This window comes from Pseudactinotalea sp. HY160 (assembly GCF_009372055.1).
Classification (GTDB): Bacteria; Actinomycetota; Actinomycetes; order Actinomycetales; family Beutenbergiaceae; genus HY158.
Map to the genome: position 1 here is coordinate 378,073 of NZ_WHMT01000001.1, position 24,058 is coordinate 402,130.

A 24,058-nucleotide genomic window follows, 5' to 3' on the forward strand; every position below is an offset into this window, starting at 1 on the left:
TCGTGGATGAGCCGGGCCAGCCGATCCTCATCCGACCCATCGGCGCGTCGCTGGAGTGGTGGCCGGACGGGTCACGGCAGGCTGATTTCACGCCCCCTTCCGATCCCGAAGTGCCGGGCCAGTCTGGTCATGCACCTGGACATCTTCGACGGCATCGCCTCCGGGTCGGGGACGGTCAGTGGGCGCTGCCGACCGTTCTGGATCGCGGCGATGCGCCAGCCATCCGTGGTGCGGATACACGTCACGATCTGCCGGGACAGTCGCCTCTTGGGCAGCTCGCTGCGCCAGGGCATCAGGACCGACGCGTTGCCGACTAACACCGCGGTGTTGTCGCCGACGAATCGTAGCGACTCGATCTCGCCGACCATGGCCGACCCGGCGAGTACTCCGCGGAACAATCTGTCGTGATTGTCCTGCAGCGATGCCCGGCCGGCTGCCCAGCTGCCGTCGTACGAGACGTAGTCGGCGTCGTCGGTGAACAGTGCGCCGAACTCGACCGTGTCGCCTCGTGTCCATGCAGCGCAGAAGCTCCCGAAGAGTTCACGAACTGCTGCTTCCCTTGTCCGCTCGTCAAACACGACGATCAGTCTCCTTGTTGTGATAGTCTTTCTTTCGCACGAACGAAACACTATGGAGTTGTCATGTCGAAGTCAAGGCCGGTGATCCTCGATGAGCTCTCGACTGCCGGACGGGAGCTCAGCAACGCGGCGGTGCTCTTCCATGCGGCCGTGAGTCGTCAGATGGCAGTCAGCCCGGTCGAGGAGAAAACCCTCGACCTGCTCCAACGCGAGGGGCCCCTGGCAGCGGGCGATATCAGTGCGCGAACCGGGTTGGCGCCTGCCTCGGTGACCGGCCTACTCGACCGACTGCAGCGCAAGGGGTACGTGAGTCGGCACAAGGACGCCACAGATGGGAGACGGGTCGTCGCGGAGGTCGAGCCCGGTCTCGAGGAGCGGTTTGCGCACCTGTTCGAGCCCTTCGCCCAAGCACTCGCCGGCCTCTATGCGAAATACACCGACGATCAGCTCGCCACGATCCTCGACTTCCTCGAGCGGACCGCTCGTCTTCAGTCCGATGCGGCTCGCGCGCTGGCCGAGGTGTCCGCCGACGCGGCGCGAGCGAACCGCTGATGCGATCGCGGACGCACCGATCGGGCGTATCGGCCGCTGTGACTCGTCGTCCTGCAGGCGGCTCCATCCGTCGGGATGCGGTGGAGTTCCGGTTTAACGTCTAGCGTTATTGACGCTTCGCGTTATATGCTGGTCTCGTGATCAGATCTTTCGCTGACCGCGACACGGAGCGCATCTGGCGTCGTGAGCCAGCGAAGCGACTTGATCCGCGAATTCACAAGACAGCGAACAGGAAGCTGCACCTGCGGGACGCTGCCACGGTGTTGGACGCGTTGCGCGTTCCGCCCGGCAACCGCCTTGAAGCGCTCAAGGGTGACCGGCTCGGACAGCACAGCATCCGCATCAACGATCAGTGGCGGATCTGCTTCCGGTGGACCGATGCTGGTGCTGAAGACGTCGAGGTCGTCGACTACCACTGAGCTGAGGAGGGGCGATGTCCGAGAAGCTCTACCCGCCGATCCACCCCGGGGAGGTCCTCATGGAGGACTTCATCGAGGGCTTCGGCATCACGCAGAACAAGCTCGCGGTGGCGATCGGCGTGCCCCCGAGGCGCATCAACGAGATCGTGCACGGAAAGCGTGCGATCACTGCCGACACCGCCCTGCGCCTGGGCCGGTACTTCGCGATGGACCCGCAATTCTGGCTCAACCTGCAGACGCGGTACGAGCTTGAGGTCGCGCAGAGCCGCGTCGCTGATCAGGTTGCCGCGATCGCGCCCCTGCGGACCGCGTGACAGGCGGCACGAGCGTCGTTGAACAGAACGAGGCACGGGTTCGATGAGCGACTTCGTGGTCGATGGGCAGAGCGCACGTGCGACAACTGCTGAAGCGGCCGTCGACATCAACACGGCTTCGCCGTCGGATGCTCGTGGTCTGGCAAGCGTGATGGCTGCTCGCGGCGGTACGACCGAAGGTCATCTCGATCCCGCCCGACGCCTGATCGAGCAGCTGCCGGTCCTGCTGATCGCAAAGAGTAGTGGTGTCGCAGTCGGCTGGTGCGGCACCCAGAAGCACTCGAATATTCTTACCGCGTGGCGTCGATTCAGGCCTTGAGCGATTCGGACCGGCGGGTGCTCGCTCGGTGGGCGCTGTCATGTGCTGAGCGAGTGCTTCCGCAGTTCGATGCCGACGCTGCTGCGTACGCTGAGATCCGCGATGCGGTGGACCGTACCCGTGCCTACAGCGCCGGGGCGAGCAGCGCCGGCGAGGAGATCAAGAAGCGTTTGGTCGCTGTGAAGGCGGCCAAGGCGGCGACGACTCCGGCCGGTGCTGCCGCAGCGCGGGCGGTGGGTCAGGCGGCCGCGGTCGCGCACATGGGGGCCCACGCGCTGGGAGCTGCCGCCTACGCTGCCAAGGCCGTTTCGCTGGCTCACCCGGATCGACCGGAAGCCGTGCAAGAAGAAGTGCGATGGCAGATCGCGGATCTCACAGATCGTGAGCGTGAAGCGCTGCATCGGCTCCCACCCCTCGGAGCTGACACATCTGGACCGCTCGGGCAAGGCCTTCTGTCGCGCGGCGTGCTCGGCTCAGTGATCCGACAAATCCAGGCGGCGATCGGCTAGAGACCGCTCGCCGGGCCTCGGGCACCGGCTCTCCCGAGAATGTACATTTCGGGGTAGTCTCGGCACGGTTCGCATCGCTTCCACCGCGCGTCGCCAGATCCGCGAGCTCCCGCGTGACGGTCAGGAGCGGGTCATTGCCGTGCTCACCCTGCTTGTCGACGAGCCTCGACCGCCGGCGTCGAAGAAGCTCACCGGCCGCGACGCCAGGCGCGTTCGCACGGGAAGCTGGCGACTCATCTACGAGATCCACGATGACGAACTCCTCGTCATAGTCGTCGCGGCGGGGAACAGGATGCTCAACGGCCCAGAGGATCTCCTGGCAGTACGAGTCCACTTGGGCCGTCTCCTCGTAGACAGCGCGTCCCTCAGTGGGTCGGCGCGCACAGGCCTCGCTGATCGTGGCCCGCGACGTGACTCGGCGACGATGGTTGGTACCGTAAGCGGGTACGACTCGTCCGAATGGGGAGGCTCTCGTTATGTCTATCAGCGCAAGCGAGGCGCGCAAGACCCTGTTCCCTCTCATTGAGCGAGTGAATGCGGACCGTGATGCCGTCGAGATCGTCTCTCGTAAGGGCAATGCAGTTCTGATGCCGGCGGACGAGTACGCCGCGTGGCAGGAGACCGCCTACCTGTTCCGCTCGCCGGCCAACGCCCGCCGCCTGCTCGATGCCTACGACCGTGCCCGCGGTGGAAGAGTCGAGGTCCACGACCTCGATCGCGCAGACGACGAAGCCTGAGTGCGTCTGGTCTGGGACGAGTCGGCCTGGGAGGACTACAAACACGGGCAGACCGCCGACCGGAAGATCCTGAAGCGCATCAACACGCTGATCGACGCCTGCCTGCGCGAACCGTCCTCCGGGATCGGCAAGGCCGAACAGCTGAAGTACGGAGCGCAGGGCTCGTGGTCGCGGCGCATCACCGATGAGTACCGACTGGTCTACCTCGTGGACGACGAGGACCCCGTGATTCTTCAGGCCCGCTACCACTGCTGAGTCACATGGCCGTATGTGTGGGCACGTGGTGGAGTGTCGGTTCAACACGTAGGGCGCTCATGTCGAACGGGCACTGTGGCCGGTATCCTTAAGGGCATGCCTGGGAGCACCGCGACGCCCGAGACGCTCGCCCTTCGCGAGCTCATCGACGCGCGTCGCGACGAGTTCCAGGTGCTCCTTGACCGATACGGCGCGACCAGCCCGAAGCTGTTCGGATCCGTCGCCCGCGGCACTGCGCACCCGGGGTCCGACATCGACATCCTCGTCGAGATGGATCCTGTGGACGGGAACCTGCTCATGCGGGCCTCCGGGCTGATGGAGGAGACGCGAGCACTGTTCGGTCGCGACGACATCGACGTGTTCCCGCTCCAGCTGCTCAGGCAGCCGATCTCGGACTCGGCGCTCGCCGAGGCAGTTGCCCTGTGAGTCGCGACCGTGCTCAGCGCATCACCGACGTTCTCGAGGCAGTCGAGCGATGCCGGCGGTACGTCAGTGCTCTCGGCGGCGATGCAGACGTTGTGGAGATGGCGGAGGACGCGATCGAGCGCAACCTGCAGATTATCGGCGAAGCTGTGAACCATCTTCCCGAGGACATCACCAATGCGCACCCGGAGATCGCCTGGCCGCAGATCCGGGGCTTCCGCAACATCCTCGTCCACCAGTACTTCGGAGTAGACGCGGACGTCGTCCGCGATGTCGTGGAGATCCACCTCCCGCCGCTCGCCGAGGCGCTGCGAAAGCATGTCGCCGGCAACTGATCTCGGCCCGGCCCGGGCCGGCAGTGCAGCGCCTGGGGTGTGAGGGCCCTTCACAAACGAGGGATGCTCCTGTATCGCGCACGTGTCGGTCTGCTTCTGTCTGCGCCCCGTGCCTTCGGATGATGTCGGACAGGCCAGTGAAACCAACGATGTCGGTGCTTGGCGACGCGCTGCGTCTTACAGGATGTAAGACAATTGAGTCATGACTGCGACGATCACCTTCCGCCCGAGGATCGAGATCGGTGGCATCCGGACTCGCGTACTCGCCGAGCAGGGGAGTGCCATCGACCTGAGTCGGCTCGGCGACACGGCCGTGGCGCGGGTCGATGCGGAGGCGTCGGCGTTGGGTCTGTCTCGCAACGGGTTCTTGCGTCGGAAGCTCGAGGGTGACGGCCCGCGGCCGGCATCGCGCTGCATCGAGCCCTGGACCGCATGACGGCTCTCGTGGAGCTGGCGGCCTGATGTTCCCTCGCGGGATGCTTGCTGCCCGTGGGAGGCGAGGTGGTCGAGCGCGCTGCCGCCGGGATGTCCTTCCGCGACTCGAGCCACCACGCCTGCGGCCTGCGGGTCACGCGCACTCTGAAATTGCCAGCCCCGGGTGCGTCGTCGGCGAATATGGACCGCCGAGCCGCGTGCCTCGACCGGTGCGGGGGCTCCGGTGCTCGGCGGCCGCCCGCTGCTAGCCTGGCCGGTCCCCACCGACCGAGGAGCACATCGTGGAATTGAGTATGGCCAAGGGCGAGCGGTTCATCGCGGACACGCAGTCCCCGCAGGGCGCCGCGGCCTGGAGGCGGCAGCTCGACGAGTTCGCGCCGGGTGCCTCGGATTGGGTGGTCGGGGCGGTCTTCGGCGGCACCTATCAGCGAGAGGGCCTCGAGCTGCGCGACCGGCAGATCCTCAACATGGCGGCCCTCGCGGCCATGGGCGGCACCGAGCCGCAGCTGACCGGCCACATCCGCACCGCGGTCGACGTCGCCGGCATGAGCAGGGAGGAGGTCGCCGAATGCTTCGTGCACCTCATGCCCTATATCGGCGTGCCGAAGGTGCTCGCCGCCATGCGCTGCATGTCGGCCGCGTTCGAGTAGAGGCCTACGGACGGCGCCCGGTCGCCGTCCGCACCCGCCGGCGGTCGATCCATTCTCGCCGTCACTGGTCAGCGCTTGCTGTATAGTCACCGTGTGCTGACCATTGCTTCGCGTCTCGACGTCATGAACCGGCTCGGTCGGGCCATGGCCGATCCGACGCGCTCCCGCATCCTCATGACCCTGCTCGACGGCCCGAGCTTCCCCGCGGTGCTGTCGCGGACGCTGGAGCTGACCCGCTCGAACGTGTCGAACCACCTGAGCTGCCTGCGTGACTGCGGGATCGTGGTCGCCGAGCCCCAGGGCAGGCAGACCCGCTACGAGATCGCCGACCCGCACCTCGCCGCGGCCCTTGACGCCCTGGTCGACGTGACCCTCGCCGTGGAGGACAGCGCCCCCTGCATCGACCCCGCCTGCTCCGTCCCGGGCTGCTGCGACGCCGAGGTCGCCCGGTGACCGCGCTCCTCACGCCGGCGCGCACGAACGTGCTTCGGCGCCGGATCAGGATCGTCGTAGCCGTGACGATCACCTGGAACGTCGTCGAGGCGATCGTCGCCCTCCTCGCCGGTGCCGCCGCGTCGTCTGCGGCACTCATCGGCTTCGGCCTGGACTCCATCGTCGAGGTGCTCTCCGCCGCCGCGGTGGCGTGGCAGTTCGCAACACCCGATCACGAGCGGCGGGAGAAGGTCGCGCTCCGGGTCATCGCGGTGTCGTTCTTCGCCCTCGCCGCCTACGTCTCGGTCGACGCCGTGCTGTCGCTGACCGGCCTGCGCGAACCGGGGCACTCGCCGGTCGGCATCGCCGTCGCCGGGCTGAGCCTGATCGTCATGCCGTTCCTCAGCTGGTTCGAACGCCGTACGGGGCGCGAGCTCGGCTCGGCATCCGCCGTCGCCGACTCGAAACAGACACTCATCTGCAGCTATCTCTCGGCTGCGCTGCTCGTCGGACTGGTGCTCAACGGCCTGCTCGGCTGGGCCTGGGCGGACTCTGCGGCCGCGCTGGTGATCGCCGTGTTCGCTGTGCGTGAGGGCGTCGAGGCATGGAAGGGCGATGCCTGCTGCGCCGCACCGGTCGTCGAGCTCACCGGGGAGCGCGACGTCGATGAGTGTGATGACGCGTGCTGTAGGAACCGCTGATATCGACGACGCCCCGGACGACTGACACGCGGAGGATCGGTGTGAGCCCCTGCTCGGGGCCGTCGCAGACGGGGGGAGCATTCGGATCGTCTTCGTCATCATGGCCGCGCTGGTCGCGATCGGATTCGGCCTCTCCTTCGTCCTCACCGACCGCCGGACCGGCTCGACGACGCGCCATGCGCCGCAGGGCCGGCCCGAACTGGAGCGAGCGTGACTGATCGGCGGTGCCCATCGGCGGCCGGTCGCCCCGGCCGCCGCCCGAACCCGCGGCCATATGCTTGGGTCCGCGGAGCCCGCGGGTGCGGGCTCGGGTGAGGAGACCAGGTGGCGGCGGCGCGTGATCCCGGCCCGCGCGGCGAGGGCGCCCGGCTCCCCGGAAGAACGCGGCGCCCCCGAGGAACGCGGCGACCGGAGCGTCGCCTGCTGCACCTGCTCGGACCGGCGTTCGTCGCCGCGATCGCCTACGTCGATCCTGGGAACGTGGCCGCGAACCTCTCGGCGGGGGCCGGCTATGGGTACCTGCTCGTCTGGGTGCTCGTGCTCGCCAACGCGATGGCGGTCATCGTGCAGTACCTCTCCGCCAAGCTCGGCCTCGTGACCGGGCGGAGCCTGCCGGCGCTGCTCGGTGAGCGGATGCCTCGACGCTCTCGGCGCGCGTATTGGGTGCAGGCCGAGCTCGTGGCCGCGGCGACCGACCTGGCCGAGGTGATCGGCGGGGCCATCGCCCTGCAGATCCTCTTCGGGGTGCCCCTGGTGGCCGGCGGTGTGATCGTCGGCGTGGTGTCGATGGCACTGCTCACGGTGCAGTCCCGCCGGGGGCAGCGCATGTTCGAGTTCGTCGTGATCGGGCTGCTCGTCATCCTCACCGCCGGGTTCCTCGCAGGCCTGGCCGTGAGCCCGATCGAGTGGGGCGGCCGGGACGGCGTGGCGGGCGGGCTCGTGCCTCGATTCGAGGGCACCCCGACCGTGCTGCTGGCGGTGAGCATGCTCGGGGCCACCGTCATGCCGCATGCGATCTACCTGCATTCCTCCCTCGCCCTGGATCGTCACGGAGCCGGCGGCGACGAGGACCGCGTGCGCAGGCTGCTGCGGGTCAACCGGTGGGACGTCGCCCTCGCGCTGTTCGTCGCCGGCGGGGTCAACATCGCGATGCTCCTCGTCGCGGCGTCCGCGCTGCGCGGGGTCGAAGGGACCGACACGATCGAGGGCGCCGCCGCCGCGATCAGCACCCATCTCGGGGTGGGTGTCGGCGTGGCGTTCGGGATCGGCCTCCTCGCCTCCGGGCTCGCCTCGACCTCGGTGGGCAGTTACGCCGGCGCGCAGATCATGGCGGGGCTGCTCCACATCCGGGTGCCGCTGCTCGTGCGGCGGGCCGTGACGCTCATCCCGGCACTCGTCATCCTCGCGGTGGGGGTGAGCCCGACCTGGGCGCTCGTGCTGAGCCAGGTGCTCCTGTCGATGGGAATCCCGTTCGCGCTCATCCCGCTCGTGCGCTTCACGAGCCGGGCCGACCTCATGGGCGAATTCGTCAACGGCCGCGTGCTGCGACTCGTGGCCGTCGCCGTGACCGCGGCGATCGTCGCCCTCAACTTGGTCCTCCTCGGGCTCGTCCTGACCGGGAACGGATGACCTCCCGGCCCCGGCCGTGACGGACCAGCTGTACTAGCCTGGTGAAGATGTCGGATCCACCCGGACTCACCGAGCCGGAGATCGCCGCACGGCTGCGGGCTGCGGGCTGCGTCTTCGCCGAGGACGAGGCCCGGCTGCTGCATGCGAGCGGCACCGACCCCGCCGAGGTCGCCGGGAGGGTCGAGCGGAGGATCGCGGGTGAGCCGTTGGAGCATCTCCTCGGCTGGGCCGAGTTCGCCGGCCTGCGGATCCCGGTGACGCCGGGGGTGTTCGTGCCCCGGCGCCGCACGGAGTACCTCGTGGTGCAGGCACGCGCCCGCACTGCGCCGGGGGACGTCGTCCTCGATCTGTGTTGCGGTTCCGGCGCGCTGGGCATGGCCCTCGCCGCGGCGGTTCCCGGGGTCGAGCTCTACGCGGCCGACAGCGAACCCGCCGCGGTCGCCTGCGCCCGGGCCAACCTCGCCCCGCTCGGCGGGCGGGTGTTCCAGGGGGACCTCTTCGACGCGCTGCCCGCGGCGCTGCGGGGGCGGATCGACACGGTGCTGTGCAACGCCCCGTACGTGCCCACACCGGGGATCGACTTCATGCCACCCGAAGCGCGGCTGCACGAGCCGCTCGTCGCCCTCGACGGCGGCCCGGACGGCCTCGCGGTGCAGCGGCTCGTGGCCGCGAGCGCCGCCCGGTGGCTCGCCCCCGGCGGCACGCTGCTGATCGAGACCGGCGCGGACCAGGCCGGGCGCACGGCTGCTGCGTGCTCCCGGGGCGGCCTCGAGGCCCGGATCGCGCACTCACCCGAGCACGGCGCGACCGTCGTCCTCGCGACGGCCCCTCCCGCCGACGCCCGCGAATCCCGGCCGGGCTAACCCCTTGGAACACCCCGGTGCGCATGGGTAGCGTCATTGGTAGCCGGGCGGAGCGTTCCGCCACGGCGGACACAGTCTCACCCGAAGGATCTGGTCGGCATGCGCTTATCAGTGGTCGGCAGCACCGCACGAGTGCACGGGGCGGTCGATGTTCCCAACTCCAAGTACCACGCCCATCGGGCGCTCATCCTCGCCTCCCTCGCCCCGGGAACGAGCCGGATATCGGGGATGAGCGACGCCCGGCACGTGCGCTACACGGTGTCGCTGCTGCGCTCCCTGGGGATCCGCATCGATCACGAGGACGATGCGTTCGTGGTCCACGGCCGCCGCTATCACGCCCGGCACGAGACCATCTCGGCGGGCAGCTCCGGCTCGACCCTGTACTTCATGGTCGGGCTCGCCGCGCTCGCCGACGCCCCGCTCACGGTGACCGCCCAGAAGTACTTCCGGCGCCGCCCCATCGGGCCCCTGCTCCAGGCACTCCGCGACCTCGGCCTCGACGTCTCGTCCGCGACGGACTGCCCGCCGATCCGAGTCGGTGCCGGCCGGCCGCGGGGCGGCCGCGTGCACATCGACGGCATGCTCTCCCAGTGGATCTCGGCCCTGCTGCTCGTGGCCCCCTTCGCCTCGGAGCCCACCGAGATCGTCGTCGACGGACCCTTGAACGAACGCACCTACATCGACCTGACGATCCGGATGATGGCGCGCTTCGGGCTCACCGTGACGGCCGCCGCCGACGGGCGGCGCTACCGGATCGAGCCCGGTCAGAGTGCTCGGCCGACGAATCTGCGCCTGCCGCCGGACATCGGATCGGCGGCCTTCGGCCTGGCGGTGGCGGCGCTGCGGCCGAGCGACGTGCTCCTGCGGGGGCTCACCCGCGCGGGCTCCGACGGCGTCGATCATCCGGAGGCGGGGTTCCTCGACGTGCTCGGCGAGATGGGCGTGCCGATGAGCGTGGACCGGGAGGCGGGCGGACTGCGGATCCAGCACGACGGCGTGCGCCTGCGGCCGGTCGACATCGACTGCCGGGCCATGCCGGACATGCTCCCGATCCTGGCGACCCTCACCTGCCGGGCCGACGGGGACAGCGTGCTGCGCAACGTCGAGCACGTGCGGTTGAAGGAGTCCGACCGGGTCGTCTCCATGCTGCAGCTCAACGAGATGGGCGGCCTGCTCCGGCTCGACGGCGGTGACCTGCACGTGCGCGGGGTCGATTCGCTGCGCAGCGCCCACCTGTCCTCGTTCAACGACCACCGGGTGCTCATGTCGCTGTCCGTGGCGGCGGCGGCCGCCGAGGGACGCTCCACGCTCACGTTCCCCACCGCGTACCGGATCTCCTACCCGCAGTTCCTCGAGGCGATGCAGACCCTGCACGTGGACATGGAGGTCGAGCCCGACCTCGCCGATCCGGGCGGGCGCCGCCGGCCGGCGCGGGTGAGCGGGGCCGTGGAGAACGAGGAGAACGCGGCCCGGGTGACCGGACCCGAATGGGTGCGCCGCTGGGCCCGGGAGAAGCCGCACGCCCTCGCCGTGGTCGACGTCGCCGGCGACCGGACCGACCACGTCAGTTGGCGCGAGCTGGACGCCGAGGGGGACGCCGCGGCCGCCGTGCTGCTCGGCCTGGGGGTGCGCCCCGGCGACCGCGTGGCCGTGCAGCTGCCCAATCGGCGCGAGTTCGTGGTCGCCGCGCTCGGAGCCATGCGCATCGGCGCGGTCATCTGCCCGATCATGCCGATCTTCCGGCAACGGGAGGTGGCCGACGCGCTCGCACGCACCGGTGCGCGGGTGCTCATCGTGATCGACAACTACCGTGGCCGACAGCACGATCGGGAGGTCGCCGAGATCCTCGAGGGAGAGCAGGGCGGGGCGCTTCCGCTGCGGCACGTGCTCGTGCTCCACGGCACGCCCGGCACCGGACACGTGCTCCCGCGCTGCGGCCATCCCGGCGTGACCTGGCAGCCCTGGCACCGGGAGATGGCCGTCGCCCGGCCCGACCGGGCGGCGATCGACGACGTCGCGCCCCATCCCGCCGACCCCGCCCAGCTGCTGCTCACCTCGGGAACCTCCGGGGAGCCGAAGGGGGTCGTGCATCGGCACGGCACCCTGAGCCGCGCCGCCTGGATGGAGGTGGAACACCTCCGGCTCAACTCCTCGGACTCGATCTTCGTGCCCTCGCCGCTGGCCCACCAGACCGGCTTCCTCTACGGCATGTGGCTCGCGTTCACGCTCGGGGTGCCGCAGATCCTCCAGGCCACCTGGGATCCGGAACGGGCGCTGCGCGCACTGAACGACTGGGACGGCACGTTCGTGCAGGCGGCCACCCCGTTCCTGAGCGATCTCGTGCACGAGGTGGAGACGGGTGGGCCCCGCCCGCGGGCGCTGCGGATCTTCGTGGCCACGGGCGCCGCGGTGCCGCGGGCGCTGGCGGAACGGGCCACCCGGGTCCTGGGTGCCGGCGTCTGCGGGGCGTTCGGGACGACCGAGACCGGCCTGGCGACGCTCGGCTCCCCGGACGATCCGGCCGCGCGCGCCTGGGGGACCGACGGCCGGGCGCTCGCGGGCATCGGGATCCGGGTCGTGGACGACGGGGGCCGGCGCGTCTCGGCCGGGGTCGAGGGACACTTCGAGCTCAGCAGCCCGACCGTCTTCGACGGGTACCTCGACCGCCCGGACCTGACGGCCGAGGTGATCGCCGCGGACGGCTGGTACCGCACGGGGGACCTGGCCACGATCGACGCGGACGGATACCTTCGCATCACCGGCCGGGTCCGCGACGTCGTCAACCGCGGCGGCGAGAAGATCCCGGTCTCCGAGATCGAGCAGCTGCTGCACACGCTCGAGGGTGTGGAGGAGGTCGCCATCGTCGCGATGCCGGACGCGCGGCTGGGGGAGCGGGCCTGCGCGTTCGTGGTCCCCGCGGCCGGCGCCCGGGTGACGTTCCGCACGATGCAGCGCTTCCTCGACGACGCGCGGGTCGCCAAACAGTACTGGCCCGAACGGCTCGAGGTCGTCGAAGAGCTCCCCCGCAACGCCGTCGGAAAGGTCCAGAAGTTCCGGCTGCGCGAGGAGGCGGCACAGTTCACGCACCAGCGGTTCGAGATGCTCACATCACCGGTGAAGGAGAACGAGGACGATGGCAGCGACGTCAACGATGGAGCACCAGGCCCCCGGCGGGCGGGAAGGGCGGATCGACCGACGCGAGTTCGAGCAGATTCTCGGGCAGGTGACCGCCTGGGTGGATGGCCCCGGTGAGGCCTGGTCCGAGGAGATCGAACGGTCCGGACACGTGCCCCGTGAACTGTTCGAGGAGATCAGGCGGCACGGCTTCCTCGGCCTGGCGGCCCCGGTCGAACTCGGCGGCCGGGGACTGGGCTTCACCCAGTGGATGAGACTCATCGAGGAGTTCTCCCGATCGCACGCCTCGATCCGGATGCTCGTGCACGTGATCAACGGCACCTGGCGGTCGATGAACCCGCACGCCACGCCGGCGCAGCGGGAGCGGTTCGTGCGCCCGTCGGTCGCCGGCGACCTGCTCATCGCGTTCACGCTCACCGAGCCCGGCAACGGCACCGGGGCCGACCTGACCAGCCGGGTCCGGCGCGACGGCGACACCTACTACCTGACCGGGCGCAAGCACCTCATCACGTTCGGGGCGCACTGCGACTACTGGCTGCTGTTCGCCCGGCTCGAGGGGAGCACGGGCAGCGACGGCACGGTGGCGCTCCTCGTCGCCCGGGACTCGCCCGGCGTCACGGTCGAGGACACCTCGGACACGATGGGGGTGCGCGGCACGGACCACGCGAGCCTCACGTTCGTCAACACGCCGGTGCCGGTGGCACACCGGCTCGGCGAGGAGGGAGACGGGCTCGCGATCGCGCTGGGCGGATTCCTCACGCCCAGCCGCATCTCCGTGGCGATGAGCTGCGTCGGGTTGGCCGAGCGCGCCCAGCAACTCGCGGTCGACTACGCCCGCGGTCGCGTCACCTTCGGCAAGCCGATCGCCTCGCGGCAGGCGATCGCGTTCATGATCGCCGACAACGAGGCGGAGATCGAGGCGGCGCGGGCCCTGACCATGCACGCGGCCCGGCAGTGGGAGGACGGCTCGGATCGCGCGTCCGCGCTCTCCTCGATGGCCAAGCTCACGGCCGTCGACATGCTCACCCGGGTCACCGACCGGGCCCTGCAGATCCACGGCGGCTCCGGCTACTGGAAGACCGCGCCGATCGAGCGGGTGTACCGGGATGCGCGCGCGCAACGCTTCGAGGAGGGCACGAACGAGATCCAGCGCACCGTCATCGCCCGCGACGTGCTCGCCCGAGCCGACCAGGCCCGCCCGATCGAGGAGGCCGGCGCGTGAGCGCCCCGGGCGAGGGCCGCCCATCCGATCCGCACCACGGCGGCGAGCACGCCGGCCGGATCGCGGTCGTCACCGGCGCCTCCCGCGGCATCGGCCGCACCCTCGCGCTGATGCTCGGCCGGCAGGGGGCCACGGTCGTCGTGAACTACCGCACGAACTCGGAACTCGCCGCCGAGGTGGTCGCCGAGTTGCGCCGGTCCGGAGGGGAGGGCATCGCCGTGCGGGCCGACCTGGAGAACCCCGAGGAGATCGTGCGCCTGTTCGAGACCGTCGCCGCCGAATACGGTCGGATCGACTACTTCGTGAACAACGCGGCCGCGTCCGCGTTCAAGCGCGTGCTCGACCTGCGCACCCACCATCTCGACCGCTCCTATGCGATGAACGTGCGACCGTTCGTCCTCGGCGCCCAGGAGGCGGTCAAGCTCATGGACCGGGGCGGGCGCATCGTCGCGGTCTCCAGCTACGGCAGCATGCGTGCCTTCGCCACCTACGCGCTGCTCGGCTCCTACAAGGCCACGGTGGAGTCGTTCATCCGGTACATGGCCGTGGAGTTCGCCGGCTACGGGATCACGGTCAACGGGGTGAACGGCGGGCTCATCGAATCGGACTCCCTCGACTACTTCTACTCCCTGCCGGGCATGGCACCGATGCCGGCGGTGATCGAGACGATCCCGCTCAGGCGCGCGGGCACCGCGGCGGACATGGCCAACGCGATCGACTTCCTGCTCTCCGAACGGGCCGCCTACATCACGGGCCAGACGCTCGTCGTCGACGGCGGCATGACGATCTCGGCCGCCCCGTACTATCACGACACGTCCAGCCCGCTCGGGCTGCCGGAGCGGCCCGGGCGGGAGTGAACCGTCATGACCTCCCCATCGACCGCCTACCCCACGGCGCGACGTCCGGTCGCGATCGGCACGTTGACCCTGCCGCACCGGATCGTCATGGGGTCGATGCACCTGAACCGGGAGACCGGCGACCCGGGCGCCCTCGCCGAGTTCTACGCGACCCGGGCCCGCGGCGGGGCCGGCCTCATCGTCACCGGCGGAGCCGCCGTCTCCCGGGTGGGCGCGGGCGGGCCCGGCTACGCGCTGATCAATGACGACGCCCACGCGCCCGTGTGGGCGCGTGTCACCCGGGAGGTGCACGAGGCGGGTGGGCTCATCGCGCTGCAGCTGTTCCACGCGGGCCGGTACGCCCACGAGTCGACGTTCGGCCTTCGGCCGGTGGCGCCCTCGGCGGTCTACTCCCGGTTCTCCCGGTGCGAGCCGGTGGCGCTGACGGAGGAGGGCATCGCCGACACGATCGAGGCGTTCGCGGCGGGCGCGGCCCGGGCGTTCGAGCTCGGGTTCGACGCGGTCGAGGTCATGGCCTCCGAGGGGTACCTGCTCAACCAGTTCGCCTCACCGCTGACGAACCGGCGCGACGACGCCTGGGGCGGGGACGCGGCCCGGCGTCGACGGTTCCCGGTCGCGGTGGTCGGCGCGGTCCGCGGGGCTGCGGGCACCGGGCCGGTGCTCGTGCGGATGTCGGGTGCGGACCTGATGCCGGGCTCCTCGACGCCCGAGGAGACCGGCGCGCTCGCCGTCGACCTCGTCCGGGCCGGGGCCGACGCCCTCGACATCGGGATCGGATGGCACGAGTCGCCGGTGCCGAGCGTCCAGTCCCTCGTGCCGCACGGGGTCTGGGCCGGGGTCGCCGCGGGCATCCGGGGTGTGCTCGCCGGCGCCGGCGCCGCCGTGCCCGTCATCGCCGCGGGCCGGGTCAACACCCTCGCGCAGGCCGAGGAGATCCTCGCCGCGGGAGCGGCCGACCTCGTGTCCATGGCGCGCCCGTTCCTCGCGGATCCGGCGATCGTGGCCCGGTCCTTCGCCGGCCGGCCAGAGCTGGTGAACACGTGCATCGGCTGCAACGAGGCGTGCATCGACCGGTCGTTCGGGACCGCCGCGGTCTCGTGCCTGGTCAATCCCCGGGCCGGTCGCGAACTCGACTATCCGGCGTCACCGGTGGACGTGGTCGACCGGGTGGACCGGGCCCAGGCCCGCGCCGGGCGCCGGCGGCGCGTGGCGGTCGTCGGCGGCGGCCCGGCCGGGATGGAGGCCGCCCGGGCCGCGGCCGCGAACGGTGCCGACGTCACCCTCATCGAATCGGGCCGGCGGATCGGGGGACAGTTCCTCCTCGCCGGGCTCGTACCGGGCAAGTCGGACTTCCTCGAGACCGTGCGGTACTTCGAGAACGAGCTCGCCCGGCTCGGGGTCGGCGTGCGGCTGGGGGAGGAGGTCCGCGGAGCCGCCGGGGCGGACATGCTCGCGGGGTTCGACCACGTCGTCCTCGCCACCGGCGTGCGTCCCCGCCGGGTCGAGATCGACCACGACGGATCCGCGCGCCTTCTCGACTACCGGGCCGCGTTCGCCGATCCGGGCACGCTCGGCCGGCGGGTGGCGGTCGTCGGGGCCGGCGGCATCGGCGTCGACCTGGCCCACCTCCTCGCGGAGCCCGCGCCCACCTCGGCCGCGGCCGCGAGCGTGCTGTTCCTCGCCCGCCACGGCCTGGCTCCCGGCGCCGAGCCACCCGCCACCGGCCCGGCCCGGCAGGTGACGATCATGCGCAGGTCCGGGTCGATCGGCGCGGGGATGGGCGTGAGTACTCGCTGGGCCGCCGTGCAGGCGATCCGGGCCGCCGGCGTCGTCACCCTGTCCGGGGTGACCTACGAGTCGATCGACGCCGCCGGGGTGCACATCCGCCACGACGGCGCCCGCCGCCTCGTGCCGGCCGACACCGTCGTGATCGCCGCCGGGCAGGAACCGCACGCGCCGCTCGCCCCCCGCCTCACGGCCGCCGGAATCCCCGTCACGGTCATCGGCGGCGCCCGGAGCACCGCAGGCCTGCGCGCGGTGGAGGCGTTCGAGGAGGGGCTCCGGGCGGGCACCGCCGCCGCGACCGCCCCGCCCGACCAGGGCACCGTCCGCACGAGAGAGGCAGCGCAGCATGGATGATCGCGTCGTCATATCCGGCATCGGCTCCGTGACCCCGCTCGGCATCACGACCCGCCAGACCTGGGCGGGCCTGCTGGCGGGGCGCTCCGGCGTCGATCGGATCAGCCTGTTCGATCCGTCCGACCTGCCGACCCGGATCGCGGCCGAGGTGCGCGGATTCGACGCCGGGGCATACCTGGCGCCGAAGCAGGCGAACCGGACGTCCCGGACCTCGCAGTTCGCCGTCGTCGCCGCCCGGGAGGCCATCCGGGACGCCGGCCTGCCGAGCGACCTGTCCGAGACCGAGGCGGCCGTGATCCTCAACAGCGCCGTGTCGGGCTTTGCCGAGGTGCAGGAGGCGACCGAGGCGTTCCATTCCGGGGGCACCCGGCGGATCAGCCCGCGGTTCGTGCCCTCTTCGCTCACGAACATGCCCGCCTGCGAGATCGCGATCGACCTCGGCGTGCACGGGCCGGTCAACGCGAGCGCGCTCGCGTGCGCGAGCGGCGCCCACGCGCTGGTGGAGGCCCGCCGGCTCGTGCTCTCCGGGGACGCCGACGTGGTGCTCGCCGGCGGCGCCGACGCCTCGATCACCCCGGTCATGTTCGCGGGCCTGAGTGCGATGCGGGCGCTCTCGCGCCGCAACGACTCGCCGGCCGAGGCGAGCCGCCCGTTCGACGCCGACCGGGACGGCTTCGTGTTCGGCGAGGGCGCGGTGGTCATGGTCGTCGAACGCCTCTCCCGCGCGCAGGCCCGGGGCGCGACCGGCTACGCCGAGATCCTCGGCGGGGCGCTCACGAGCGACGCCTTCAACATCGTCGCGCCGGAGCCGAGCGGGCGCTACGCCACCCGGGCGATCACCCGGGCCCTGCGTGCCGCCCGGCTCGACCCGGGCGACGTCGACCTCGTCTGCGCGCACGGCACGTCGACGAGGGCGAACGACCGCACCGAGACCGCCGCGCTCAGGCAGGCGCTCGGGGCCGCCGCCGACGACGTGGCCGTCTCCGCCCCCAAGTCCATGGTCGGCCACCTCATCGGCGCCGCCGGGGCCGTCGCCGGGCTCGTGTGCGCGCTCGCGATCAGCGAGGGCGTCATCCCGCCGACGCTCAACTACACCACCCCCGACCCCGACTGCGACCTGGACTACGTGCCCGGATGCGCGCGGGAGCAATCGGTCCGGCACGCCTTCACGAACGCGTTCGGGTTCGGCGGGCAGAACTGCGTGGTCGCGTTCGGGGCGATCTGACGACGCGGCGCACCGGGCACCCGCCGGAGTCGCCGAGCGCCTACTCGGCCTCCTCGGACGGGGTGGACACCAGCGCTCCCCAGGTCGAGGTCGTGGTCTCGCCCGGCTCGAGCCGGATGATGCCCTGACCGGTCGCGAGCGCGTTCGGCGGGCACGTCATCGGTTCGACGCCGAGGCCCCGGCGGCGACGGGACGGGGCGAGCGTGTCCGCCGTGTACAGCTCGACGAGGGGGTAGGCGCGGTCGACCCACAACGCCGCGGTGAGGCCGTCCGCGCCGGTCAGTCGCACCCACGCCCGGCCGTCGTCGTCGCGGGGGAGGTCGGTGAAGGCGAAGTCGATCGCGGTGTCCGCGAGGCGCCGCGGCTCCCGGAAGTCGAAGGGGGTGCCGGCGACCGCCTCGGTGCCCGTGGGGAGCTGCCGGTCGGGGTCGGTCGTGATCCGGGTGGCGGCGTCGAAGCGGAGGGTGGCCTCGTCGATCGTGCCCTCCGGGCCGGGGGAGAGGTAGGGGTGCTGCCCGGAACCGTAGGGCAGGGCCCGATCGCCGGCGTTGGTCGCCGTCGTGGTCACGGTGAGCCCGCCGGCGGAGAGGCGGTAGTCCACGGTGAGGTCGAGCAGGAACGGATAGCCCGTGAGCGGGAGCAGGCGCACGGCCATGACGACCCGATCGGCCTCGTGCACGAGGGCCCGCCATGGCCGCCACCGCAGGAAGCCGTGGATCGCGTTGCGCTTGGCCGGTTCCGTCAGCGCGACCCGGTAGTCCGCGCCGTCGAAGCTGTAGCGGCCGTCGGCCAGCCGATTCGGCCACGGGACGAGCGGTGTGCCGTGGGCGCCGTCGCACAGGGCGTCCACCGGATAGGGCTGCAGCACGTCCCGGCCCGACCGGGTATAGGACCGGATCCCGCCACCGACCTCGACGATGGTCGCGTGCTGGTCGTCGTGGCCGATCTCGAACTGTTCGCCGGAGGGGTGGACGGTCGTCGTCATGTCTGCACTCATCCCTTCGTCGCCCCGGCGGTCAGGCCGGAGACGATGTACCGCTGCGCGAACAGGGCCACGACGATGATCGGCACGGTCATGATCACCGAGGCGGCCATGATCGCCCCCCAGTCGATGCTGGCGTAGGACACGAAGTCGAACACGGCCACGGGCAGTGTCCTGGTCTCCGAGCTGGTCAGCACGAGCGCGAACATGAAGTTGTTCCAGGAGAAGATGAACGAGAGGATCCCGGCCGTGGCGATGCCGGGCAGCGACAGCCGGAGCATGATCCGCAGGAACGCGCCGATCCGTGTCAGGCCGTCGATGAGCGAGGCCTCCTCGAGGTCCGGCGGCATCGAGTCGAAGTACGACATCATGATGTAGACGCTGATGGGGATGAGGATGAACATGTGCGACAGGATCATGACGCTGTAGCCCCCGACCCAGCCGAGGTTGGCGAAGATGTAGTACCAGGGCACGAGCAGGCTGACGCCCGGGATGATCCGGGCCAGGAGCACGACGAGCGCGGACCTGCGCATGTTGAACCGGCTCATCGCGTACGCCGCCGGAACCCCGATGAGCAGCGAGAGCGCCGTGGCCCAGAGCGCGATCCACAGGCTGTTTCCCACGAAGTCCAGGTAGTCGTCCCGGCCGAACACCTCCGTGTAGTTCGCGAGCGTGGGGGAGAACACGAAGGACTTCGACGTGTCCTGGATGTCGACGTTCCGCTTGAAGGAGGACATGAGCATCCACAGCAGCGGCGCGAGGAAGATCACGATGACCAGGGCGATCATGAGGCCGCGGAACGCCGAGTAGGAGCGCTGCCGCAGCGGCCGCCGGCGCACGGGAACGGAGTGCGGGTGCCGGCCGCGTCCGGCCCCGGCCACGCGGGCCGTCGTCATCACGTCACCTCCCTGCGCCGCAGGGTGAGCAGCCACATCACCAGGACGATCATGAGGAAGAACAGGATGAGCACGGCGGAGGAATAGCCGAAGTTGCTGAACAGCAGGCTCTCCGTGTACGCGTAGATGTTCAGCGTCTCCGCCTCGTGGAAGGAGCCGCCGCCCGGCCCCTTGACCACGTAGAGCAGGTCGAAGGTCTTGAGCGCGTCGATCGCGCGCAGCATGATCGCCACGAGGATCATCGGCCGCAGCAGCGGCAGGGTCACGTACCAGAGCCGCTGCCACGCGCCCGCGCCGTCGATCCGGGCCGCCTCGTCCGGCTCGTCCGACAGGGAGGTCAGGCCTGCGAGCAGGATCACGGCGATCATCGGCGTGAATTCCCAGACGTCGACGAAGATGAGCGTGGGCAGGGTCGAACTCGGGTCTGCGAACCAGGGCTGCGGGGCGATGCCGAACCACCCGAGCACCTGGTTCGCGAAGCCGATGTTCGGGTTGAAGATCAACCGCCACATCATCGCGATGGCCACGGGTGTGGCCACGAACGGGAGCAGGACCACGACCCGGACCCACCCCTGCGCCTTGAACGGACGCCGCAGCAGCAGCGCGATCGCGAGCCCGGCGGCCAACTCGAAGATCAGGGCGCCGACGGTGAAGACGGCGGTGCGCCAGACGGCCGGCCAGAACCGCGAGGTGTTGGTCAGCGCGTCGATGTAGTTGTCGAAGCCGACGAAGCCGAACGGCGCCCGAACGGAACCGGCCGCGTCCGTGAAGCTGAGGTAGAGCGTCCAGCCGATCGGGATGACGATGAGCAGGACGATGAACAGCACGGCGGGTGAGGCGAACAGCCACTTGCGGTGGCTGTTCGCCCACTGCGACAGCTTCTCCCTGCCTGACACCTCAGGGGGCGGGGCCACGGCCATTGTCCACCTCTCCTTGGGATCGACGACGGACGGCCGGGCTACTTCTCCGAATCCAGGAGGTCCTGGAACTTGGAGTTCGCGGTCTCGGCGGCGGCGTCGGAATCGCCACCGGTGATCGCGACGACGATCGGGGTGCCCACGATCTCCCGCGCCTCGGCCACGTTCACCACGAGCGGGCGGTCCGTGCCCACACCGTTCTTGCCGTTGGCGGCGATGGCGGCGACCAGGTCATCCGGCAGGTCCGCGGTGCTGTCGGGGTTGTCCCAGACCGACGTCCGTGCGCTCGGCGTGCCCTCCTTCTGCATCTCGAGGGTCATGTCGGGGCTCGTCGCCCACTTGATGAACGTCCAGGCGTTGTCCTGATTCTCGGAGTTCGCGTTGATCCCGAGCGCCCAGGCGGCCACGTTGTAGGGCTTCGAACCGGCGGGGCCGGCGGGGAAGGCCGCCACGCCGACATCGTCGGCGACCTTCGACTTGTCCGGGTTGCCGAGGTTGTCGTACAGGCTCGAGGCGTCCGTCTCGAACGCCGCCTTGCCCTGCTGGAAGATCGCCATCGCCTCGGGCCAGCTCATGTCGGTGCTCAACTGGTCGGGGCCGTACTCGCGCAGCAGCTTTCCGTAGAACGCGTAGGCGGCCTTGGCCTCGTCGGTGTTGATCGTGGCGTTGTCGTTGCCGTCGGTCCAGGTGCCGCCGAAGCTGTAGAGGAACCCCGAGAACTGGGTCACGGCCGCGGACGCCTGGGTGCGCGAGACGAATCCGGCGACGCCGTCGTTCTCCTCGGAGATCTGCTTGGCCGCGGCCTCGAGCTCCTTCATGGTCGTCGGAACGTCGATCCCGGCCTGCTCGAGCAGATCCTTGCGGTAGTAGAGCACCTCGCTCTCGGTGATGAGCGGCACGCCCACGACCGTGTCCTTATAGGTGGTCAGGCTCACCGGCCCGTCCTGGAAGTCGTCCCAGTTCCAGTCGGGATCCTCGGTCACCTTGTCACCGAGATCGGCGAGGAAGTTGCTCTTGCCGAACAGCTTGCCCACCTGGAGCGGCCGGTACATCATCACGTCGAAGTCACTCGAGCCGGCGTTGAGCTTGACCTTGTAGCTGTCGGCCAACTGGTCCTCGCTCAACTGGCTGACCTCGACCGTGAGCCCCGACTCCTTCTCGAAGTCCGGGATCTTCTTCTTGATCGCCTCGGTCCACACATGGTTCGCGAGCGTGACCTTGACCGTGTCCGAGGCCCCGCCGCCTCCGTCGTCGCCCCCTCCGCACGCGGTCAGTGCGCCGACACCCATGAGTGTCGCGACCGAGACCGCTGCGGCTCTTCTCATAGCTTGGTGGTTCATGGTGACCTCCTGGAGCTTCGCTGCGTTGTGATGTGAACCACAGGTGATGTCCAGACTAGGGAGGCCCCGTGTCCGGCATCAATACGTACGGTGCATCCGTCTTCCGCATCCGATCGCGGCGCGAGGGTTCTGTCGAACGGGCGGCGCCGGTATCGTCGCCCATGGCCCGAGGAACACGGCGGGGCCCGTGCGAGCAGGAGTAGCCGAATGGACGACGCGTTGCCGGTGACGTGGATCGTCGGCGCCGGGTCCGGTGTGGGGCGGGCGAGTGCGACGGCGCTGGCGGCCACCGGCCGGCGGCTCGTGCTCAGCGGGCGCCGACACGAGTGCCTCGAGGAGACCTGCCGCGGGGTTCGGGACGCCGGCGGCAGCGCCGCGGCGCACGTTCTCGACGCGACGGACGACGACGCCGTCCGGGCGGCCGCCACCCGGATAGCCGACGAGTTCGGACCGATCGCCGAGGTGATCTTCTGTGCGGGCCGGAACGTGCCCGAGCGGTCCTGGGCGGAGCTCGACCCGGCCGGGTTCCGCGACGTGGTCGAGGCCGATCTCATCGCCGTCGCGACGACGATCTCGGCCGTCCTGCCCGGGATGCGCGAGCGCGGGTACGGCCGGGTGGTCGTGCTGTCCTCCTGGGCCGGCTGGACCCTCGGGCGGGGTGCCGGCGTGGCGTATTCCGCGAGCAAGACCGCGCTCGCCTCGCTCACCGAGCAGCTCAACGACCAGGAGTCCGCCCACGGCGTCAGCGCCTGCGTCGTGTGCCCGGGGGATATCGACACGGCCTTCGTGGACCAGCGCCCGAGCGTTCCGGACGCCGCCGCCCGGGCCAGGATGCTCAGGCCGGAGGACGTCGCCCGCGCGGTCGCCTTCGTCGTCACCTCGCCGCGCGAGGTCTGCGTCAACGAACTGGTGATCACACCCGTGCGGAGCCATTCCTACGGCAGGTAGCCTCGCGTCGTCCCCTCGCCCGCGCGGTCCGCGGGCCTCAGGCGTCGCCCGCGAGGTCGTATGCCTCGGCGGGGATCTGGGTCGCGAGCTTCCCGCCGCTGACGTCGATCAGGGCGCCGGTGATGTAGGACGCTCGATCCGAGGCCAGGAAGCAGATGAGGTTCGCGATGTCGCCGGTCGTGCCCCACCGCCGCAGCGTCAGGGTCTCGAGCAGCCGCTGCTGCTGGTCCTCGGGCAACTCGGCGAAATGGTTCATCGCGGTGGGGATCATGCCCGGGGCGTAGGCGTTGACGGTGATCCCCCACGGGCCGAGCTCGCCCGCCAGCCCGCGCGTCAGATGGGCCACGGCGGCCTTGGAGCTCGCGTACGCCACGCCGGCGACCCGTGGAGAGATGGCCGCGAACGAGGCGGCGTTGATGATCCGGCCGGCGCGCTGCGCCTTCATGTAGGGGATGACGGCCTTGCACATGAGGAAGGTGCCCTTGACGTTCACGTCCTGAACGAGGTCCCACGTGGATTCGCTCAGGTGCTCGATGGTGGCGTCGTCCACGACCCCCGCGTTGTTGATGAGGATGTCGATCCGGCCGAGCCGCCCGTGCGCCGCGCGGACCGTCTCGCGCACGGCCGCCTCGTCCCGGACGTCGCATTCGAACTGCAGGTTCTCGGTGCAGGAGGAGGCGAGGTCCGTGCCGAGGGATCGCAGGTCGCCGGCCGTGACGTCGCAGGCGACCGTGCGTACGCCCTCGCCCGCCAGGGTCGTGACGACGTCGCGGCCGATCCCGCGCCCGGCCCCCGTGACCACCGCCACCCGGCCGCGCAGATCGATCCTCATCGGTGCCCGCCCCGCCGGGCATCGCCGCGGCCCCGCCGCATCGACCGCAGCAGGAACACCACCGCGACGACCGTCGCGACCCCGGTGAGGGCGCCGTCGAGGAGGCGACCGAGAGTACCGGCCGAGCCCGAGCCCGCACCCGCGCGGGCGCGGGCGGCCCGGCGGGACACGCGGCCCAGAGCCCGCTCGGTGGGGACTCCCGCGAGCCACGGCCGGTCCCGGGTGTGGGCGGCGATCTCGGCCGGGGAGGCGCCGGGCCCGCGGCCGGACAGGAGCGCCCCGCGCAGGTGCGCCAGTTCCGTCTCGATCGCGGGCGCGGTGGGATCGACCATGCATCCAGTGTGCTCCGGCCCTTGTCGGCGTGCCAGGCGTGGCGCACATTGAAGGGACCGGTTCGTGGCCGGTGGATCGCCG

The 24,058-nt window shown here is 70.6% G+C and carries 29 protein-coding genes; 22 read left to right on the forward strand and 7 right to left on the reverse strand.

The annotated features are described in order from the left end of the window. Nucleotides 1-71: 71 nt before the first annotated feature. Nucleotides 72-578, reverse strand: a complete 507-nt coding sequence (locus GCG21_RS01695) for an SgcJ/EcaC family oxidoreductase (protein WP_153877444.1) — start codon at nucleotides 576-578, stop codon at nucleotides 72-74. Between the two features lie 63 nt (nucleotides 579-641). Here GCG21_RS01695 and GCG21_RS01700 point away from each other — a divergent pair, with 63 nt between their 5' ends. From GCG21_RS01700 to fabF, 21 genes are all read left to right on the forward strand, one after another. Beyond that, on the forward strand, nucleotides 642-1,130 hold the full coding sequence (locus GCG21_RS01700) for a MarR family winged helix-turn-helix transcriptional regulator (RefSeq protein WP_152817522.1): 489 nt from the start codon (nucleotides 642-644) through the stop codon (nucleotides 1,128-1,130). Between the two features lie 137 nt (nucleotides 1,131-1,267). After that, nucleotides 1,268-1,549, forward strand: a complete 282-nt coding sequence (locus tag GCG21_RS01705) for a type II toxin-antitoxin system RelE/ParE family toxin (protein ID WP_153877445.1) — start codon at nucleotides 1,268-1,270, stop codon at nucleotides 1,547-1,549. 14 nt (nucleotides 1,550-1,563) lie between these two features. Then, entirely contained in the window at nucleotides 1,564-1,863 is a 300-nt protein-coding gene (locus tag GCG21_RS01710; protein WP_152817523.1) for a HigA family addiction module antitoxin, read from the forward strand. Between the two features lie 43 nt (nucleotides 1,864-1,906). Continuing rightward, complete coding sequence (locus GCG21_RS01715; protein WP_152817524.1) at nucleotides 1,907-2,182, forward strand: hypothetical protein; 276 nt, start codon at nucleotides 1,907-1,909, stop codon at nucleotides 2,180-2,182. Next, nucleotides 2,161-2,691, forward strand: a complete 531-nt coding sequence (locus GCG21_RS01720) for a putative immunity protein (RefSeq protein ID WP_194928821.1) — start codon at nucleotides 2,161-2,163, stop codon at nucleotides 2,689-2,691. The genes GCG21_RS01715 and GCG21_RS01720 overlap by 22 nt, the downstream gene beginning before the upstream one ends. Nucleotides 2,692-2,764: 73 nt before the next feature. Continuing rightward, nucleotides 2,765-3,217 (forward strand): type II toxin-antitoxin system RelE/ParE family toxin, encoded by a 453-nt coding sequence (locus tag GCG21_RS16515; protein WP_370517227.1) that lies wholly within the window; start codon nucleotides 2,765-2,767, stop codon nucleotides 3,215-3,217. Beyond that, complete coding sequence (locus tag GCG21_RS01730; protein WP_152817525.1) at nucleotides 3,168-3,428, forward strand: type II toxin-antitoxin system Phd/YefM family antitoxin; 261 nt, start codon at nucleotides 3,168-3,170, stop codon at nucleotides 3,426-3,428. The genes GCG21_RS16515 and GCG21_RS01730 overlap by 50 nt, the downstream gene beginning before the upstream one ends. Beyond that, on the forward strand, nucleotides 3,429-3,683 hold the full coding sequence (locus GCG21_RS01735) for a Txe/YoeB family addiction module toxin (protein WP_153877448.1): 255 nt from the start codon (nucleotides 3,429-3,431) through the stop codon (nucleotides 3,681-3,683). It abuts the gene before it with no gap. Nucleotides 3,684-3,779: 96 nt separating this feature from the next. After that, entirely contained in the window at nucleotides 3,780-4,109 is a 330-nt protein-coding gene (locus GCG21_RS01740; protein ID WP_152817526.1) for a nucleotidyltransferase family protein, read from the forward strand. Next, a complete protein-coding gene (locus GCG21_RS01745) occupies nucleotides 4,106-4,441 on the forward strand; it encodes a DUF86 domain-containing protein (protein WP_370517205.1) in 336 nt (111 codons plus the stop codon). Before GCG21_RS01740 ends, GCG21_RS01745 begins: the two co-directional genes overlap by 4 nt. Before the next feature lie 202 nt (nucleotides 4,442-4,643). Then, complete coding sequence (locus tag GCG21_RS01750; protein WP_152817527.1) at nucleotides 4,644-4,877, forward strand: hypothetical protein; 234 nt, start codon at nucleotides 4,644-4,646, stop codon at nucleotides 4,875-4,877. A 280-nt stretch (nucleotides 4,878-5,157) separates the two neighbouring features. Beyond that, nucleotides 5,158-5,526, forward strand: a complete 369-nt coding sequence (locus tag GCG21_RS01755) for a carboxymuconolactone decarboxylase family protein (protein ID WP_370517206.1) — start codon at nucleotides 5,158-5,160, stop codon at nucleotides 5,524-5,526. Nucleotides 5,527-5,619: 93 nt separating this feature from the next. After that, nucleotides 5,620-5,979 (forward strand): ArsR/SmtB family transcription factor, encoded by a 360-nt coding sequence (locus tag GCG21_RS01760; RefSeq protein ID WP_370517207.1) that lies wholly within the window; start codon nucleotides 5,620-5,622, stop codon nucleotides 5,977-5,979. After that, nucleotides 5,976-6,659 (forward strand): cation transporter, encoded by a 684-nt coding sequence (locus tag GCG21_RS01765; protein ID WP_370517208.1) that lies wholly within the window; start codon nucleotides 5,976-5,978, stop codon nucleotides 6,657-6,659. The genes GCG21_RS01760 and GCG21_RS01765 overlap by 4 nt, the downstream gene beginning before the upstream one ends. Nucleotides 6,660-7,079: 420 nt before the next feature. Further along, nucleotides 7,080-8,288 (forward strand): Nramp family divalent metal transporter, encoded by a 1,209-nt coding sequence (locus GCG21_RS01770; RefSeq protein ID WP_152817717.1) that lies wholly within the window; start codon nucleotides 7,080-7,082, stop codon nucleotides 8,286-8,288. Between the two features lie 47 nt (nucleotides 8,289-8,335). Continuing rightward, nucleotides 8,336-9,151 (forward strand): putative protein N(5)-glutamine methyltransferase, encoded by an 816-nt coding sequence (locus GCG21_RS01775; protein WP_152817529.1) that lies wholly within the window; start codon nucleotides 8,336-8,338, stop codon nucleotides 9,149-9,151. 99 nt (nucleotides 9,152-9,250) lie between these two features. Beyond that, nucleotides 9,251-12,403, forward strand: coding sequence for a 3-phosphoshikimate 1-carboxyvinyltransferase (gene aroA / locus GCG21_RS01780; protein WP_152817530.1), 3,153 nt, complete (start codon nucleotides 9,251-9,253; stop codon nucleotides 12,401-12,403). Further along, nucleotides 12,285-13,508: an acyl-CoA dehydrogenase family protein gene (locus tag GCG21_RS01785; RefSeq protein ID WP_227992874.1), complete on the forward strand. Its 1,224-nt coding sequence runs from the start codon at nucleotides 12,285-12,287 to the stop codon at nucleotides 13,506-13,508. Before aroA ends, GCG21_RS01785 begins: the two co-directional genes overlap by 119 nt. Continuing rightward, complete coding sequence (locus tag GCG21_RS01790; RefSeq protein WP_153877456.1) at nucleotides 13,505-14,365, forward strand: SDR family oxidoreductase; 861 nt, start codon at nucleotides 13,505-13,507, stop codon at nucleotides 14,363-14,365. Before GCG21_RS01785 ends, GCG21_RS01790 begins: the two co-directional genes overlap by 4 nt. A 6-nt stretch (nucleotides 14,366-14,371) precedes the next feature. Continuing rightward, the gene (locus tag GCG21_RS01795) at nucleotides 14,372-16,504 is read left to right on the forward strand and encodes an FAD-dependent oxidoreductase (RefSeq protein ID WP_152817531.1); all 2,133 of its coding nucleotides are present in this window, start codon (nucleotides 14,372-14,374) and stop codon (nucleotides 16,502-16,504) included. Further along, the gene (fabF, locus tag GCG21_RS01800) at nucleotides 16,497-17,729 is read left to right on the forward strand and encodes a beta-ketoacyl-ACP synthase II (protein ID WP_152817532.1); all 1,233 of its coding nucleotides are present in this window, start codon (nucleotides 16,497-16,499) and stop codon (nucleotides 17,727-17,729) included. The genes GCG21_RS01795 and fabF overlap by 8 nt, the downstream gene beginning before the upstream one ends. Before the next feature lie 40 nt (nucleotides 17,730-17,769). Here the strand turns inward: fabF and GCG21_RS01805 are convergent, their stop codons facing one another. From GCG21_RS01805 to GCG21_RS01820, 4 genes are read right to left on the reverse strand one after another with little or no spacing between them, the layout of a single operon-like run. Next, nucleotides 17,770-18,714: an aldose 1-epimerase family protein gene (locus GCG21_RS01805; protein WP_152817533.1), complete on the reverse strand. Its 945-nt coding sequence runs from the start codon at nucleotides 18,712-18,714 to the stop codon at nucleotides 17,770-17,772. An 8-nt stretch (nucleotides 18,715-18,722) separates the two neighbouring features. Next, nucleotides 18,723-19,607: a carbohydrate ABC transporter permease gene (locus tag GCG21_RS01810; protein ID WP_152817534.1), complete on the reverse strand. Its 885-nt coding sequence runs from the start codon at nucleotides 19,605-19,607 to the stop codon at nucleotides 18,723-18,725. Further along, nucleotides 19,607-20,527 carry a carbohydrate ABC transporter permease gene (locus tag GCG21_RS01815; RefSeq protein ID WP_152817535.1) on the reverse strand — a complete coding sequence of 307 codons (921 nt, stop codon included), beginning with the start codon at nucleotides 20,525-20,527 and terminating at the stop codon, nucleotides 19,607-19,609. The genes GCG21_RS01810 and GCG21_RS01815 overlap by 1 nt, the downstream gene beginning before the upstream one ends. A gap of 38 nt (nucleotides 20,528-20,565) precedes the next feature. Further along, nucleotides 20,566-21,864 carry an ABC transporter substrate-binding protein gene (locus tag GCG21_RS01820; RefSeq protein WP_152817536.1) on the reverse strand — a complete coding sequence of 433 codons (1,299 nt, stop codon included), beginning with the start codon at nucleotides 21,862-21,864 and terminating at the stop codon, nucleotides 20,566-20,568. Between the two features lie 207 nt (nucleotides 21,865-22,071). Here GCG21_RS01820 and GCG21_RS01825 point away from each other — a divergent pair, with 207 nt between their 5' ends. Then, nucleotides 22,072-22,812 (forward strand): SDR family oxidoreductase, encoded by a 741-nt coding sequence (locus tag GCG21_RS01825; protein ID WP_152817537.1) that lies wholly within the window; start codon nucleotides 22,072-22,074, stop codon nucleotides 22,810-22,812. A 37-nt stretch (nucleotides 22,813-22,849) separates the two neighbouring features. On the opposite strand, the gene GCG21_RS01830 is transcribed toward GCG21_RS01825, so the two are convergent. Together GCG21_RS01830 and GCG21_RS01835 are read right to left on the reverse strand one after the other, a co-directional pair. Further along, nucleotides 22,850-23,644, reverse strand: a complete 795-nt coding sequence (locus GCG21_RS01830) for an SDR family NAD(P)-dependent oxidoreductase (RefSeq protein WP_152817538.1) — start codon at nucleotides 23,642-23,644, stop codon at nucleotides 22,850-22,852. Next, on the reverse strand, nucleotides 23,641-23,976 hold the full coding sequence (locus GCG21_RS01835; protein ID WP_152817539.1) for a hypothetical protein: 336 nt from the start codon (nucleotides 23,974-23,976) through the stop codon (nucleotides 23,641-23,643). The genes GCG21_RS01830 and GCG21_RS01835 overlap by 4 nt, the downstream gene beginning before the upstream one ends. Nucleotides 23,977-24,058 lie beyond the last annotated feature (82 nt).